11 protein-coding genes are annotated in these 16,220 nt (G+C 71.3%); 1 reads left to right on the top strand and 10 read right to left on the bottom strand.

Annotated features, from left to right (window positions below):
• Positions 1-167 precede the first annotated feature (167 nt).
• Positions 168-1,937 carry a coagulation factor 5/8 type domain-containing protein gene (locus R2B38_RS35710; RefSeq protein WP_318019941.1) on the top strand — a complete coding sequence of 590 codons (1,770 nt, stop codon included), beginning with the start codon at positions 168-170 and terminating at the stop codon, positions 1,935-1,937.
• A gap of 123 nt (positions 1,938-2,060) precedes the next feature.
• Here the strand turns inward: R2B38_RS35710 and fusA are convergent, their stop codons facing one another.
• From fusA to R2B38_RS35660, 10 genes are all read right to left on the bottom strand, one after another.
• Complete coding sequence (gene fusA, locus R2B38_RS35705) at positions 2,061-4,148, bottom strand: elongation factor G (protein WP_318019940.1); 2,088 nt, start codon at positions 4,146-4,148, stop codon at positions 2,061-2,063.
• Between the two features lie 251 nt (positions 4,149-4,399).
• A complete protein-coding gene (locus R2B38_RS35700; protein ID WP_318019939.1) occupies positions 4,400-5,242 on the bottom strand; it encodes an NlpC/P60 family protein in 843 nt (280 codons plus the stop codon).
• Between the two features lie 155 nt (positions 5,243-5,397).
• Positions 5,398-9,261 (bottom strand): helix-turn-helix domain-containing protein, encoded by a 3,864-nt coding sequence (locus R2B38_RS35695; protein ID WP_411978521.1) that lies wholly within the window; start codon positions 9,259-9,261, stop codon positions 5,398-5,400.
• Between the two features lie 166 nt (positions 9,262-9,427).
• The gene (locus tag R2B38_RS35690; protein WP_318019938.1) at positions 9,428-9,805 is read right to left on the bottom strand and encodes a hypothetical protein; all 378 of its coding nucleotides are present in this window, start codon (positions 9,803-9,805) and stop codon (positions 9,428-9,430) included.
• A 159-nt stretch (positions 9,806-9,964) separates the two neighbouring features.
• Positions 9,965-10,834: an ABC transporter permease gene (locus R2B38_RS35685; protein ID WP_318019937.1), complete on the bottom strand. Its 870-nt coding sequence runs from the start codon at positions 10,832-10,834 to the stop codon at positions 9,965-9,967.
• 32 nt (positions 10,835-10,866) lie between these two features.
• The gene (locus tag R2B38_RS35680; RefSeq protein WP_318019936.1) at positions 10,867-11,910 is read right to left on the bottom strand and encodes an ABC transporter substrate-binding protein; all 1,044 of its coding nucleotides are present in this window, start codon (positions 11,908-11,910) and stop codon (positions 10,867-10,869) included.
• 11 nt (positions 11,911-11,921) lie between these two features.
• Complete coding sequence (locus R2B38_RS35675; RefSeq protein ID WP_318019935.1) at positions 11,922-13,511, bottom strand: carboxylesterase/lipase family protein; 1,590 nt, start codon at positions 13,509-13,511, stop codon at positions 11,922-11,924.
• Between the two features lie 33 nt (positions 13,512-13,544).
• On the bottom strand, positions 13,545-14,258 hold the full coding sequence (locus tag R2B38_RS35670) for a GntR family transcriptional regulator (RefSeq protein WP_318019934.1): 714 nt from the start codon (positions 14,256-14,258) through the stop codon (positions 13,545-13,547).
• 61 nt (positions 14,259-14,319) lie between these two features.
• Positions 14,320-15,180: an amidohydrolase family protein gene (locus R2B38_RS35665; RefSeq protein WP_318019933.1), complete on the bottom strand. Its 861-nt coding sequence runs from the start codon at positions 15,178-15,180 to the stop codon at positions 14,320-14,322.
• A 33-nt stretch (positions 15,181-15,213) separates the two neighbouring features.
• Positions 15,214-16,188, bottom strand: a complete 975-nt coding sequence (locus tag R2B38_RS35660; protein ID WP_318019932.1) for an ABC transporter substrate-binding protein — start codon at positions 16,186-16,188, stop codon at positions 15,214-15,216.
• Between the last annotated feature and the right edge of the window lie 32 nt (positions 16,189-16,220).

The raw sequence follows: 16,220 nt of genomic DNA, 5'->3' as shown, positions 1-16,220 counted from the left end.
GGACGTGAGTTAAACCTCGGAAGCCAGAGGCGTCAAGAGTTTGGACGCCACTCGTCGAACTCGGTCGTACCTCTTGACGACCGTGTTCACGGACCTGAAGCATTCCCCCGCGAGAGAGCGCTCCCAACCCCACCGGCGTTCATTTCATGAACAAGGAGAGCCGCGAAATGTCCTCAGTTCCCCGCAGAACCGTTCTCGGTGCGGCCGCGGCCGTGTCCGCGCTGGCAGCACTGCCGACCCCCGCCTCCGCCGCCCCCACGACTCCCGCCGCGAACAAGCCACTTGCCACCCTGCCGGGCGGCGGCGATCTCGGCCCCAACGTGATCGTCTTCGACCCGTCCACCGCCGGCATCCAGGCGAAGCTCGACCAGATCTTCGCCCAGCAGGAGACGGCCCAGTTCGGCACCGGCCGCTACCAACTGCTGTTCAAGCCGGGCACGTACAGCGGGCTCAACGCCCAACTCGGCTTCTACACCTCGATCTCCGGCCTCGGCCTCTCCCCCGACGACACCACGATCAACGGTGACATCACGGTCGACGCCGGCTGGTTCAACGGCAACGCCACGCAGAACTTCTGGCGTTCGGCGGAGAACCTCGCGCTGGTCCCCGTCAGCGGTACGAACAGGTGGGCCGTGGCTCAGGCGGCCCCCTTCCGTCGTATGCATGTGCGCGGCAGCCTCAACCTCTCCCCGAACGGCTACGGCTGGGCCAGCGGCGGCTACATCGCCGACAGCCGGATCGACGGCCAGGTCCAGCCGTACTCGCAGCAGCAGTGGTACACCCGCGACAGCGCGATCGGCAGCTGGCTCAACGGCGTCTGGAACATGGTCTTCTCAGGCGTCCAGGGCGCACCGGCACAGGGCTTCCCGAACCCGGTGTACACCACCCTCGCCACGACACCCGTCTCCCGCGAGAAGCCCTTCCTGTACCTGAACGGCACCGAGTACCGCGTCTTCCTCCCCGAGAAGCGCACCAACGCGAGCGGCGTGACCTGGGGCAACGGCACACCGCGCGGCACCTCGCTGTCCCTGTCCCAGTTCTACGTCGCGAAGCCGGGCGTCACGGCGGCCACCCTCAACCAGGCGCTCACCCAGGGACTTCACCTCCTGCTGACCCCGGGCATCTACCACCTGGACCAGCCGATCCAGGTGAACCGCGCCAACACCGTTGTCCTGGGCCTGGGTTACGCAACTCTCGTCCCCGACAACGGAGTTACGGCCCTCAAGACCGCCGACGTCGACGGCGTACGGCTGGCCGGGTTCCTGATCGACGCGGGCACGGTCAACTCGAACACCCTGCTGGAAGTTGGCCCGTCAGGCACGACGACGGACCACTCGGCCAACCCGACCACCGTGCAGGACGTGTTCGTCCGCATCGGCGGCGCGGGCGCGGGCAAGGCCACCACCAGCATGGTCATCAACAACCGCCACACCATCGTCGACCACACCTGGCTCTGGCGCGCCGACCACGGCACGGGCATCGGCTGGGACACCAACCGGGCCGACTACGGCCTCGTCGTGGGCGGCGCGGACGTGCTGGCCACCGGCCTGTTCGTCGAGCACTTCAACAAGTACGACGTGCAGTGGAACGGCGAGCGGGGCCGCACGATCTTCTTCCAGAACGAGAAGGCGTACGACGCCCCGAACCAGGCCGCGATCCAGAACGGCTCGATCAAGGGCTACGCCGCGTACAAGGTCGCCGACAGCGTGACCGTGCACGAGGGCTGGGGCCTGGGCAGTTACTGCTACTACAACGTCGCCCCGACGATCGTCCAGCACAACGGCTTCGCCGCCCCGAACCGTTCGGGCGTGAAGTTCCACGACCTGCTCGTCGTCTCGCTCGGCGGCCAGGGCCAGTACGAACACGTCATCAACGAGACGGGCTCCCCGACTTCGGGCACGTCGACCGTGCCGTCCACGGTGGTCTCGTACCCCTGAGACCCGGGAGTCCCCGAGACCCCGGGAGTCCCCGAGATTCCGGGAGTCGTCGAGACCCCCGGAGTCCCCGATTACGTGGCGGGTGCGGGCCGAAGCTCCCCCTTCGGTCCGCACCCGCCACCGTCACCGGACGGTCACCGCGTTCGGCGCCGGGGCGTACCCCGTCGGCCGGGCGGTGAACGTCCCCCGGCCCTGGGTCCGGCTGCGCAACCGCGTTGCGTAGCCGAAGAGTTCGGCCAGCGGCACGGTAGCCGTGACGATCGCCGAACCCGTGCGCGTCGTCGAGCCGGTGACACGGCCGCGCCGGGCGGCCAGGTCGCCGAGCACGCCGCCGACCGCGTCCTCGGGCACGGTGACGGTGACCTCGACGACCGGTTCGAGGAGGACCGCCGTACAGGCGCGCAGGGCTTCGCGCAGGCCGAGGCGGCCGGCCGTGCGGAACGCCTGCTCCGACGAGTCCTTCACATGGGTCGCCCCGTCGGTCAGCGTCACGCGCAGCCCGGTCACCGGGAAGCCGCCGATCGGCCCCTCGGCGAGGGCGTCACGGCACCCGGCCTCCACCGAGCGGACGTACTCCTGCGGCACGCGTCCGCCCACAACCGCCGAGCGGAACTCGAAGCCGAGGCCGTCCAGCGGTTCGACGTCGAGCACGACATGCGCGAACTGGCCTGATCCGCCGTCCTGTTTGACGTGCCGGAAGACCAGTCCGGACACCCCGCGCACGACCGTCTCGCGGTAAGCGACCCTGGGGCGGCCGACGTTGACGTCCACACCCGTGGCCTGGCGGATCTTCTCCACCGCGACCTCCAGGTGCAGTTCGCCCATGCCGGACAGGACCGTCTGGCCGGTCTCGGCGTCGGTGCGGACGGCCAACGACGGGTCCTCCTCGGCCAGTCGGGCGAGCGCCGACGCCAACCGGTCGGTGTCGGTGCTCCTGCGCGCCTCGACCGCCACCGAGACCACCGGGTCGGCGACCGCGGGCGGTTCGAGGACGAGCGGGGCGTCCGGTGCGCACAGCGTCGAACCGGCGCGGGCCGACTTCAGTCCGACCACGGCGACGATGTCCCCGGCGATGGCCCGGTCCAACCGTTCGTGCCGGTCGGCCTGCACCCGCAGGATGCGCCCGATCCGCTCGGTGCGCCGCGCGCCCGGGTCCCACACCGTGTCTCCCTTCTCGATCGTGCCCGAATAGATCCGCAGGTACGTCAGCCGCCCGGTCGCGGTCGCACTCACCTTGAACGCCAGTGCGGCCAGCGGCACTTGAGGATCCGCCGCCCGCTCCTGCTCGCCGCCGTCGCCGTCCGTCCCCCGCACCGCCGGAACGTCCGACGGCGACGGCAGATACGCCACTACGGCGTCCAGCAGCGGCTCGATGCCGCGGTTGCGGTAGGCCGAGCCGCACAGCACGACCACGCCGTCGCCGGTGCGGGTGAGGTCGCGCAGGGCGGAGCTCAACGTCTCGGCGGACAGGGCCGATCCGTCGTAGAACTCCTCCAGCGCACCGGCGTGCAGCTCCGCCACCGCCTCCTCCAGCAGCCGTCTGCGCCGCCGCGCCGCCGCCAACAGGCCTTCCGGGACCGGGAGTTCCGCAGGTGTGTCACTGCCGTCGGTCCACACCAGGGCACGCATCCGGAGCAGATCGACGACACCCGTGAAGCCGTCCTCCGTGCCGATCGGCAACTGCACCACCAGCGGCGCCGGATGGAGCCGTTCCCGGATCGAGGCGACGGCCGTGTCGAGGTCGGCGCCCGCGCGGTCCAGCTTGTTGACGAAGGCGATGCGCGGGACGCCGTACCGGTCGGCCTGGCGCCACACCGACTCGCTCTGCGGCTCGACGCCCGCGACGGCGTCGAACACGGCGATCGCGCCGTCGAGGACGCGCAGGGACCGTTCCACCTCGTCGGCGAAGTCGACGTGGCCCGGGGTGTCGATCAGGTTGATCCGGTGACCGTCCCAGGCGCAGGTGACGGCCGCGGCGAAGATGGTGATCCCACGGTCGCGCTCCTGGGGGTCGAAGTCGGTGACGGTCGTTCCGTCGTGGACCTCACCGCGCTTGTGGGTGGTGCCGGTGAGGTAGAGGAACCGCTCGGTGACGGTGGTCTTGCCGGCGTCGACGTGGGCGAGGATGCCCAGGTTGCGGACGGCGGAGAGCGGAGTGGTGAGAGGGCGTTCGGTGCGCACGGCCCATGGCCTTTCGAAAGTGGATTCCATGCAGGGCAGCGCAATTCCCGTGCGGGAGAGTTGACTTGACGGAACGTCAGAAAGCTGTCACGTCACGGGCATCCGGTACCGGCCGCGCAGCGGGCACCGGACGGCCCAAGACACCAGGATCACCTCGTACCGGGAGCGGGGAACGACGACAGCGGTGCTGTTACGCACGGCCGGGCTCCCCTCACTCGTCAACGGATGTGGCGAGTGTAGGGAAGCCCGGGGCGCGGAGCACGGGATTTATCAGGTGCGGGTCAGGCGCAGGTGGGAACGCCGTCCAGCCAGGCCGGTCCCTGGATGTAGATGTTGGTCATCCAGGCCTTGTAGTCGGGCAGATAGGCCCAGGCGTCGTTGGTGTAGCCGTCGGAGGTGACGGTCTCCGCGTGCTTCTGGCACTCGACGCGGATGCTGGTCGCGTCGGGGAAGGCGTAGACGCGCGTGGCACCGACCGAGGGTGCGGTCTTCGTCCAGACGCCGGTGCCCCAGGTCTGGAAGACATGCCCGGTCACCGCACCGGTGTTGACGCGGACGGCCCCGAAGTAGTCGCCGCCCAGGCGGACATCACTGACCATCAGATGCGTGCCGGACTGCCGCGCCTCGACCATCTTGCCCGCGCCGATGTAGATCGCGATGTGGTGCAGGTCGTCCGAGGTGCCGTACGCGAGCAGGTCGCCGGGGAGCAGCGGGGCGAGGCCCTGGGCCGCCGTGAAACGGGCGGCGGCGCGGGTCGTGTAGTACTGCCGGCTCGCGTCGCCGTTGAGGATGTCGGAGCCGGCGGCCCGCGCGTAGGCGTAGCGGACGAGACCCGAGCAGTCGAAGCCGACCCGCTCGCCGTCCTGCCTGCTGGCCTCGTCGTGGCCGTCGTAGCGGCCCAAGGTGGCGCCCGGTTGGTCGCCGTGGCCGCCGCTCCACGTGTACCAGGTGCCCGCGTCGACCTCGGCGCAGGCCGCGGCGATCGCGCTCTGCGCGGCGGCCGAGGCGCCCGGTGCGAGGACGCCGCAGCTGCCGGCCGCCGGTGCGGCGACGGCCGCGGGCGCCCAGAGGAGGAAGGCGAACAGTCCGATGAGTGTGCCGATGATTCCGGTCCGCCGGAGCATGCCGGGACCCCCGTTTCCTGTGGTCCGTACGTGGTCGTGCACCAGCCTGCCGACCTCGGCCCGGCCGGTCGAGGACCCCGCGACACCCCACCCCGAAGGGCAACGGGAAACCTTTGGGAAACCCCCTCCCACCAGGGGCAGTTGGCCCTGCGCGGTCAGGGCTTCGCACACGCGGGGGTGAAGGACACGGGCAGGCCCGGCATCAGTGTCCTGCGCTCCTCGGGGCCAACTGCCTTCCGCAGACGGCAGATTCGGCTGAGCCGGTCGCCGGGGTCCAGGTCCCACAGTCGTACGGTCCCGTCGTTGCTGCTGCTCGCCAGGGTCTGTCCGTCGGGCGCGAACGCGACGCCCCACACCGCGTTCGTGTGCCCGGTGAGCGTGGCCCACGGCCGCCGCGCGGCCACGTCCCAGAGCCGTACCGTACGGTCGCTGCCGCTGCTCGCGAGGAGGTGGCCGTCCGGCGAGAAGGCGAGGCCGCGCACGGATCCGGTGTGGCCGGTGAGGGAGGCCTCGAAGCGGCGGTGGCGGACGTCCCACAGGCGGACGGTGCCGTCGTTGCTGCTGCTCGCGAGGGTCCGCCCGTCGGGGCTGAAGGCGACGCCCCGGACCGCGCCGGTGTGGCCCGTGAGGGTGGCGAGCGGGCGGTGGGTCGCCGTGTCCCAGAGGCGGACGGTCAGGTCGTCGCCGGCGCTGGCGAGGGTGCGGCCGTCGGGGCTGTACGTGACATCGTTGGCAGAGTCCAAGTGGCCGTTGAGAACGGCGAGTTGGCGGTGGCTCCGGACGTCCCAGATGCGGGCCGTGCGGTCGGCGCCGGCTGAGGCGAGGGTGCGGCCGTCGGGCGCGAACGCGACCGAGAAGACGTCCCCGGTGTGGCCGGTGAGGGTCGCGAGCGCGCGGTGCGAGCGGACGTCCCACAGCCGGATGGTGCCGTCCGAGCCCGCCGACGCGAGGGTCCGCCCGTCCGGGGAGAACGCCACCGAGAACACGCTCTCGCGGTGGCCCGTGAACGTCGTCACGACCCGGTGCCGGGCCACGTCCCACAGCCGGACGGTGTGGTCCGCGTCGGCCGTCGCGAGGAGTGTCCCGTCCGGGCTGTACGCGGCCTGCGACACCTCGGTGAACGGGCGGGCCGTCAGGACCGGTCCACGCAGGTCCCACAGCACCACCGACTGGTCGAAGCCGCCGGTGGCGAGGGTCGTTCCGGTGGAGTTCACGGCGACGGACATCACGTAGTCGGTGTGCCCGGCGAGGACCGCGGCCGGGCGCCCCGTGCGCACGTCCCACAAGCGGGTCGTACCGTCGCCGCCCGCGCTGACGACCGTGCCGCCGTCGGGCGTGTAGGCCACGGCGTTGACGTCGTCGCTGTGTCCGGTGAGCGTCGCCGTGGACCGGTGCGAGGCCACGTCCCACAGGCGTACGGTCCGGTCGACGCCGCCGGAGGCCACGCTCCGCCCGTCCGGCGCGAACGCCACCCCGAGCACCTCGTCGGTGTGCCCCCTGAGTACCGCGAGGGACCGCCCCCGGTCGGTGTCCCACAGCCGTACGGTCCGGTCGGAGCCGCCCGAGGCCAGCGTCCTGCCGTCCGGGGCGTAGGCCAGCGAGTTGACCCGGCCGGTGTGCCCGGCGAGCCGTACCCCGGTCGGCTTGTCGCCGGCGATGTCCCAGAGTTGGACCGTTCCATCGTCCCCGGCGACCGCGAGGGTACGGCCGCGGGGGTCGAAGGCGAGGGCGCGGGCGCCGGTGGTGCTCGCGGGGAGCAGGGCCCGCACCCGGTGGTCGGCGGTGCCCCAGATCCGTACCGGCCCGTCGCTGGACGTCGCCGCGAGGGTGGCCCCGTCGGGGCTGAAGCCGACGGACCGGACCCGTCCGGGGAGGGTGAGCGTGGCGGTCGTACGGTGATCGCTGGTGCGGCGCAGTTGTACGGTGCCGTACGCGCCGGCCGTCGCGAGGAGTCTGCCGTTCGGTGCGAAGGCGACGGCGTTGACCGGGCCGTGCCGGCCGACGAGGCGGGCGGAGAAGGCCTGCGCCTGGGTGCTGAGCAGGGCGCCGCGGGCCTCGGGGGTGTGGTCGGCGCGGTAGGCCTCCTCGGCGAGGAGCATCGAGGCCTCTGGCTGGCTGCCGGCCAGGGAGGTGGACTGCACGGCGAGGGCCTGGGAACGGGCCACACGTTCCTGGTCGAGGGCGCTCGCGCGCTGCTGGTAAGCGAGGCCGCCTGCGGTCAACGCGAGGCCGAGCAGGACGGCCAGGGTCGCGAACAGGGCCTGGCGGAACCGGATCTGACGTCTCGCCAGATGCTGACGGGCGTCCTCCTCCGCCTGGCCGGCTTTGAGGAAGGCCTCTTCGCGGGGGCCGAGGCGGCCGCGGCCGTCGAGTTCGTCGGCCCAGGCGCGGACCGTGTCGAGGCGGGTGCCGCGGTAGAGGGCGGACGGGTCGCGGTTCTCGCGCTCCCATTCGGCGGCGGCGTGGGCGAGTTGCTGGTGGATGAGGAGTCCGGCACGGTCGGCGTCGATCCAGTCGCGCAGCCGGGGCCAGGCGTGCAGCAGGGCCTCGTGGGTGATCTCGACGGTGTCACGGTCCACGGTGATCAGCCGGGCCCGGACGAAGACGTCGAGGGCTGCCGACGCGGCGTCCGCGTCGGCGAGTTGCTCCATCAGGGCGCTGCGGCCCGCACGGCGCCGGGTCGCGACGATGCCCTCGTCGGAGACGTGGACGAGCCGGGACAGGACGCGCCGGATGGTCTTCTGCTCGGCCGGGTACAGCTGGGCGAACACGGTCTCGGCGGTGCGGGCGATGGCGCCCTGGATGCCGCCGGTGCGCTCGTACCCGGCGACGGTGAGGGTGGTGTCCTCGCGCTGCTGCCAGGTGGCGAGGAGGGCGTGGGAGACGAGGGGCAGGGCGCCGGACGGGGTGTCGTCGGGGGTGTTGGAACGGTCCACGGTGCCCGCTTCGTCGCGCAGACCCGCGTCGCGCAGGAGGAGCGGGACCAGGCCGGGTTCGAGGGTGACGCCGGCGAGTTCGGCGGGACGGGTGATGGACGCGCGCAGTTCCGCCACGGACATGGGCAGCAGGACGAACAGGCCGTCGGTGAACACCGGTGCCAGTTCCGGGAGTTCGAGGCAGCGGCCGGTGAAGTCGGCGCGGACGCCGAGCACGACGACGGCAGGGTCCGGGCCGGTGGACAGCGCCCACAGGACCCGTACGAAGGCCCGTCGCTCGCTCTCGTCGGAGCAGAGGGTGAACAGTTCCTCGAACTGGTCGACCAGCAGCACCGGCAGGACCGGTGGCGGGCGGCGGCCGTCCGCGCCGGGCGGGGCGCCCCCGGAGCGGGTGCGGACCGCATCCAGCAGGGCCTCGGGGTGGTCGGTCAACTCCTGTGCGGTGAGGTCGAGATCGCTGCCGATGACCTTCGCCGTCCGTTCGAGGAGTTCCTCCAGGGGATGGGCGGTGGGCGTGAGCGCGACCACCGGCCAGCGCTCGGCGCCGGGCATCGGGAAGCCGCCGGGGCGGCGCAGTGCCGGGACGAGACCGGCGTTCAGGAGCGAGGACTTGCCGGCGCCGGACGGGGCGACGAGCAACAGCGGTCCACCGCCCACGCGTTGGAAGACCCGCTCGACGAGCGCGGCCGTGGCCCGCTCCCGGCCGAAGAACCAGGCCGCGTCCTGCGGGGTGAACGCCGACAGTCCGCGATACGGACAGGTGGGCGTACCGGTGTCGGCGGCCGCCCCGCCGCCGCGCTCCGCCGGGCCGGTCTCGCGCACCAGCCGGAGCAGCTCGCCGTCGGCGCGCAGGATGTGGTCGCACTGACGGGCCACGTCGACGGTCGCCCGCTTGACGCCGGTCTCGATCTTGCTGAGATAACCCTTGCTGTAGTGCGTCTGACGTGCGAGATCGGCCAGCGACAGGCCGCGCTCCCGGCGCAGCCGTCTCAGCTGTGCGGGAAAGGACGGCGTGGCCTGTGCGGTGCTTCCCGGCTGGTCGGACCGGTCCACGCCCGCCTGTTCGTACTGCTGATCCCCCAAGGCATCCCCCTGGCACTGGCCTGTCCGGATCGTGGGACGGCGGATGCCCAGGTTACTGCGGGGGTCGCACAGGGAGGCGGCACTTTCACCCGGAGTGGCGAAAACGGAACGGCCGGGACCGGTGTGGACCGGTCCCGGCAGCGCTCCCCCGTGGCGGGAGATCCCGCTACGGCCTGTTGAGGACGATGGAGTTGATGGGCGTGAAGTTACGGAGGAGGCCGTTGTCCTGGGCGATCGTGTCGGTGCAGTTCGTGCCGTTGGACCCGTTGCACAGGGTCACGGACGCGCCGCCGGTCTGGTTGTTGAGGATCCAGTGCTGGCCGAACTGGTTGCTGAGGTTGTGGGCGCCGTAGCTGTAGTACACGTCGGTCGGGTGCGGGTTGTCCTTCGGGACCACTCCCTCGCCGTAGATGCAGACCGCCCCGGACGGGCATCCGTCCCAGGGGACCCCGCCCGCGGGCTTCGCCTGGGCCGCCCCGCTCATCGCCACCACGGCGATGGTCGCGGTCGCGAACGCGGCGGCGGTGCTCAACATCTTGCGCATGTCTCCCCCTAGTGGGTCTCCTGCGTCGTCGCAGGCCGTGCTTCGTGCTGACGGGGATCAGCCTGTCCCGGGGGAGTCCGGGGGTCGACGGGTTTCCTGTTGCCCGTCCGGGGGACGACCGGGAAACCCAGTGTGATCAGGGGTTTTGCGGGCCGGCGGTCAACCGGCGCGTCGCTCGGACGGCCGCCGCGGACCGAGCCCCAGTCGCTTCAGCGCGTATGTGTCCAGCCAGCTCAGCACGCCGTTGAGGATCAGGGTCATCACCACCAGGACGATCAGGCCGGCGAACTCGGTCGCGGCGTCGAGGTTCATGGCGGAGGTGAACAGTTCGTGGCCGACGCCTTCGGAGGAGGCGATGAACTCGCCGCCGATGACGCCGAGGATCGCGAGCGGGCCGCCGGTCTTGAGCGCGGCGAAGAAGGGGGCGGCGAGGGTGGGGATCGTGACGTAGCCGAGGACGTGGTGGCGACGGCCGCCCATCACCTGGACGATCTCGACGAGTTCGCGCTCGCGAAGACGCAGGCCGAGGTAGACGTTGTAGAAGACGACGAAGGACACGCCCGTGACGGCGATGTTGATCTTCGACCAGGGGCCGATGCCGAAGAACAGCAGGAAGAGCGGCGCGAGGGCGATCTTGGGGATGCCGTTGACGGCGGCGACCAGGGGTTCCAGGACCCGGCCCGCGAGCGGGAAGGAGCCCAGGAGGAGGCCCATCACCGTGCCGAGCACCACGCCGATGGCGAATCCGGCGGCCACCTCGATCGACGTCACCCTGATGTCGGTCCACCCGGAGGAGGAGCCGAGCAGTTTCCACAGAGCGTGCGACACGTCGGTCGGCTTGCTGACCGCGTACTCCGGTAGGACCGGTCCACTCATCACCTGCCAGAGGACCAGGCAGAGCGCGATCACCGCGAGACGCAGGGCCACCACGATGGCCGTGTCCCGCCAGCGGTCGTTGTTCCTGCGGCGTCGTTCGGTCGCGACCGCGACCTCGGTCGTGCTCTCGGGCGTGTCGGTGGCAGTCGCCATCGTCTGCTCCTTCCGCTTTCTCGCCGGCCGTGTCATGGGAGGTACTTGTTGGTCCAGTCGCTCGTGGTGACCTTGGCCCCGTCGGGGAGCGCGCCTATCGCGTCGATGAAGGCCGTCGTGGTGTTCCAAGTGGCGGCGTCCATCGAGGACTTGGCCGGCCAGTCGACCTGTTCGAGGCTGCCTTCGAGGACCTTGGCCGGTACGCCGGGCAGCGCCTTCCGCGCTACGGCCAGCACGGTCTTGTCCTGCTTGTCGGCGAGGTGCGTCCGCATGTAGGCGGTGCCCTGCTGGACGGCCGTGACGAACTTCTTCGCGATGTCGGCGTGCCCACTCGCGTAGCTCTTCTGGGCGACCACGAACTGGCTGTATCCGGAGTGTGTGGCGTCCCATTCGGGCACGGTCAGAGGCGTCGCCACGACGATGCCGTCGCCGGAGTCCGCGATCTGCAGGGGAAGCGGTTCCGAGGTGACGAACCAGTCGATCTCGTGGTTGTTGAGCGCGGCCTTGTCCGCGACCGGGCTGGGCAGCGACACCCACTTCAGCTTGGTGGGGTCGACGCCGTGGGATTTGAGGAAGATGCCGGCCTCGGCCTTGGTGTTGGCCGAGCTGGCTCCCGCGGTCGAGTCGGCCAGGGCCGTCGCGACGTCGGCGGCCGGGGTGGAGGCGGTCAGGTCGTGGTCCTGGGCGAACTTCTTGCTGACGACGAGCCCGAGCGGATTGCCGAGCCCGTCGGCGGCGAGCGCGGTCTCCGGGAGGCCCTTGGAGAGCGCGGTCACGAACCCGGTCGGGCTGTCGTGGAGGAACTGCACGGAGCCCGCCTGGAGGGCCGAGGGTCCGGTCGCGGCGGTCAGCGTCACGTACTTGATCTTGAGTCCCTGCTTGCGGAAGTAGCCGTTGGCGTCGGCCACTTTGAGGGGCAGGTCGAAGATGTTGCCGCCGGTGCCGACCGTCACGGTGGTGAGTCCGTCGGCGCTCGCCGAGGAGTCGCCGCCGCACGCGGTCAGCAGCGCCGTGCCGAGCGCCATGGTCGCCGCCAGCGCGACGGCGGTACGGGGGTCCGCGGTGCGTAGTCTCATGAGGTCTCCTGTCACCATGCCTGCTGCGTACGGAAGAAGCGCTTCCAGAAGTCGAGCCGGGCGGGCTCCGCGACCGGGACCGGTCCAAAGCCCTCGCCGACCTGCATGACCGTCGCCGAATCGGGGCTGTACGGCGGCCAGTTCGGCAGTCCGGGGCCGTTCGGGTCGCCGGTGGCGACGAAGTTGGCCCAGTAGCCGGACATGGTCGCCGCGACGGCCCGGTCCTCTGCGGTCCACTCGGCGTCGTCCTGGTCGAGGTTGTCGAGGACGAAGTCGATCTCGGAGCTGTGCGAGGCGCGCCGGGGGTTCTGCCCACCTGCCGGTGAGCGGTGGGTCCAGAAGTACGTGTGGACCGGCCGGTCCGCGTGTCTGGCCCAGTCCGTGCCCCAAAGGAACGTGGAGACACGGGCGTTGTCGCGTACGGCCGCGCTGTGCGCCCGGCCCGCCGCGTCGTCGTCGGCCGCCGGGTACAGCCGCAGGAACTCGTCGGCCATCTCGCCGAACTTGCGGTGGGCGGCGGCCGTGTAGTCGTCGAGGGTGACGTGGACGGGTGGCATGCCCGGGCGCCAGGCCTTCTCGCCGGCCGTGCGGTAGGCGGCGAAGGTGCTCTCGGGGACGGCTCCGCTCTCGTCACGGTTGTTGCCGGCGAGGTAACCGACGTTGTTCTGGAGCCCTTTGGCGTACGTCTCGTCGTAGCCGGCGGGGAGCACCCAGCCGTCGACGACGGGCCGGAACAGCGGCGGTTTCGCCGAACTCCCGGTCTCCACCATGGAGTCGACGGCCGCGTCCCCGTCGACGAGCTTCTGCCAGGGCAGCGACCGCAGCAGCGCGAGCGAGGGCCCGCCGCGCTCCTCGGCGTACCGTGCGCCCGCGCTCTCGGCGTCGGGCAGGGTGCGGTACGACGTTGCCAGGTACCGGAGTTCGGGGTCGCGCGCGTGGCGGGCGTGGCTCTGGGCGACGGCGCGGTGGAAGAGGCCCTGGGCGAGCGGGGACATGGCCAGGAAGTTGACCGCTCCGGCTCCGGCGGACTGTCCGGCGATGGTGACGCGGCCGGGGTCGCCGCCGAAGTTGGTGATGTTGTCGCGGACCCAGCGCAGGACGGCGACGCAGTCGAGGAGGCCGTAGTTGCCGGAGGCGTGGTGGCCGGACTCGGCGCTGAGTTCGGGGGTGGCGAGGAAACCGAAGGCGCCCAGGCGGTAGTTGAAGGTGACGACGACGAGTCCTCTGCGGGCGAGGGCCTCGCCGTCGTAGCGGGGGCTCGCGCCGGTGCCGACGCGGAAGCCGCCGCCGTAGATCCAGACCAGGACCGGGCGGCGCTCCTCGGTGGAGGTTGCACCGGTCCAAACGTTGAGGTTCAGGCAGTCCTCGCTCATCGGGAGGTCGATCCCGGCGATCTCGCTGTTGGGGGCCTGCGGGCACATCGGGCCGAAGGTGCGGGCCGCGCGCACACCGGGCCAGGTCGGCGGGGGCTGGGGCGGGCGCCAGCGCAACTCCCGTACTGGGGGCGCCGCGTAGGGGATGCCGCGGAACACGGTGAGCGCGTGGTCGCGGCCCGGTATGCCCTCCACCAGCCCTGCCTCGGTTTCCACTGGGTGGCGCATGAAGACCCTTTCTCGTGTGCGGCGAGCGGTCGGTCAGTCGGTGGCGTGGGCGGGGCTGTCGCGGGCGGAGCGCAGCAGGAGTGCCTGGCGGGCTGAGGCCACGTGGTGGCGCATCGCGGCGACGGCCGCCTCGGGGTTGCGGGTGACGATGGCGAGGAGGATCGCCTGGTGCTCCTCCAGCGAACCGGCGCGCGGGTGCGGGGCGGAGAGGTTGCGGTACTGGCGCATGACGAGCGGGTAGAGCAGCGTGTCGTAGGCCTTGGCGAGGGTCTGCTGGTGGGCGGCCTGTTTGACCTGCTGGTGGAAGAGGCGGTTGCCGCGCGAGTAGGCGGCCTGGTCGCCGCGTGCCTTGCAGTCCTCCATCTCCCGCAGGGTGGCGCGGAGTTGGGCGATCTCCTCGTCGGTGGCGCGCTCGGCGGCCTTCCCGGCGAGGGCGGACTCCAGCGTCTCGCGCGCCTCCAGGATGTCCGCGGCCTCCTCGACGGAGAAACTCCGGGTGCGGACACCGCGGTTGACCTCGCTGGTGACGTAGCCCTCCTGGGTCAGCCGGACCAGCACCGCGCGCATGGTGCTGCGCGAGACGTTGAACATCCTGGTCAGGTCGGCCTCGGTGAGCCGGGTGCCCGGCTCGACGCTGCCCGACAGGAGCAGCGAGCGCAGCCCGTCGTAGGCCTGGCTGTGCCGGGTGGGCGACGTCCGGCCCGGATCCACGACGTCGTCGTAACCGCTGATGTCCACCTTGATCACCTGTGTGTTCTCGGAAGGGTTGCCGGCCGCTGATGTCGGCCGTCCCGGGAGTATGTCCCGTTCAGGCGCCTTCTTCGGTCAGCCCGGGGTACAGCCGTCGTGCCGTGCCGGCGAAGATCGCCTGCCGGGCGTCGTCCGGGAGTACGGCCAGGACGTCCTCCGCGAGTCGCAGCAGTTCGGGCAACGACTGTTCCGCCGCAGGGCAGTTGGAGCCCCAGGCGATCCGTTCGGCGCCGAACGCGGCTACGACGGGTTCGAGGAAGTCGGCCGCCGCGTCACCGGCGTCGTACAGCCGCTCCAGATTGCGGTGGGTGAGTTTCAGGAACAGGCCCGCGTGCTGGGCGAGTTCGGCTACATCGGCACCGGCGCGGGCGGGCGAGGCGGCGATGTCCGGGTAGCCGATGTGGTCGAGGAGGACCCGGACGTCCGGGAACCGCTCCAGCACCTGCCGGAGTTGCTTGGTCGCCGCCCCGAGCCGCATCTGAAGACAGACGGTGATGTCCAACTCCCCCGCCCGACGCCAGAATTCATACGTCTCGGGAGCCGCGAACCACTCCCCCTGCGTCGGCACCGTGCTGCCGCTCGTGAACAGCCGCACGCCTGCGAGCCCTCCGTCACCGACCGCGTTCGCCAGGATGTCGGCGGCGTCCGGCCGCAGCGGATCGAAGGTGCCGACGGCGGCGAAACGTCCGGGGCGGCTGCGACAGCTGTCGAGGACATAGGAGTTGTCGTAGCCGTAGGCCGTGGTGGCCTGGACGAGGACGGCCTGGCCGATGCCCGCCTCGTCCATGCGGGTCACCATCCCGGCGGCTGTCACCGGCCGGGACTCGGCCCACGCCGACTGCTTGCCGCCGATCGGCGCCCGCGGGTACCGGGCCTGGTCCTCCGAGATGATGTGGCAGTGTGCGTCGACCACGTCCATGGTCCAACTCCCTTGTGCAGTACGTCGTTTCGGTCAGGCGTCGGGGTGGTCGCCGGCGGCGAACAGGGCGTGCGGGTCGGTCGGGAAACCGGGGTCGAGAAGTCCCTGGTCCCGGGAGAACCGCACGAGCGCGGCGAGGCTCGGCTCGTTGGCGTCGATGCCGTAGGGGACGGGGTCGCCGCCGATCTGCCGGGCCTGGCGGGCGAAGCGGGGTTGAGCCAACCAGTCGGGATCGGCAGCGAGTTGCCTGCGCTTGCTGTCGGCAAAGGCCGTGTAGAGCTTGGCGGGGAGGGCGGGGTCGCGTTCGACGAGGTCGGAGCGGAGGGCGATGAGGGAGTGCAGCGGGTAGATGCCGGTGCGCAAGTACCAGTCCACGGCGAGGACTTCGGCGGCCGGGAAGAGCGGGTACGGCCCGTCGCCGACCCCCTCGTCCGCCGCCGCCCAACCCTCCCGGGGTGCGCCGGCCCGGCCGGTGCCCGCGTTGCCGGTGAACGCGGCGTCGATGTCACCGGCGCGCAGCAGCTCGCCCAACGACCGTCCGTCCGCGACCCGTTCGACGTTCGGCGGGGTGCGGCCCTCGATGTGGTCGTCGTCGTCCACCACCCAGGTGATCTTCTCGACGTCCACGCCGTACTGCTCGGCGAGGATGCCGCGCACCCACACCCCGGTGGTCACCGTGTACGCGCGGACCCCGACCCGGCGGCCCTCCAGGTCGCGGGGCGCGCGGATGGCCGAGTCCTCGGCGCACTGCACGTCTCCGTGGTGGAAACGCCGGTTGAGGAACACGGGGATCGCGGTGAGCGGGACGCCTTCCTGCCTGGCCATCAGGTAGGAGACGGGGGCGAGTTCGCACACGTCGAACTCCAGGTCGCGGATCATCCGCCGGTAGGCGCCGATGACCGGCCGGACCTCGACCGGTTCGACCCGGTACCCGTCCACCTCGACCTCGCCGTCGAGAAGCGCCTGCCCGTGCGGGTACTCCCCGAGGGCCACCGAGAGCTTCTGCATTGCCTGCCTTCCGTTCCATGGATGTGTGGGCC

Source organism: Streptomyces sp. N50 (assembly GCF_033335955.1).
GTDB lineage: Bacteria > Actinomycetota > Actinomycetes > Streptomycetales > Streptomycetaceae > Streptomyces.
Note: the sequence above shows the minus strand (reverse complement) of the source record. Positions and strands in the feature narration are given on the sequence as shown.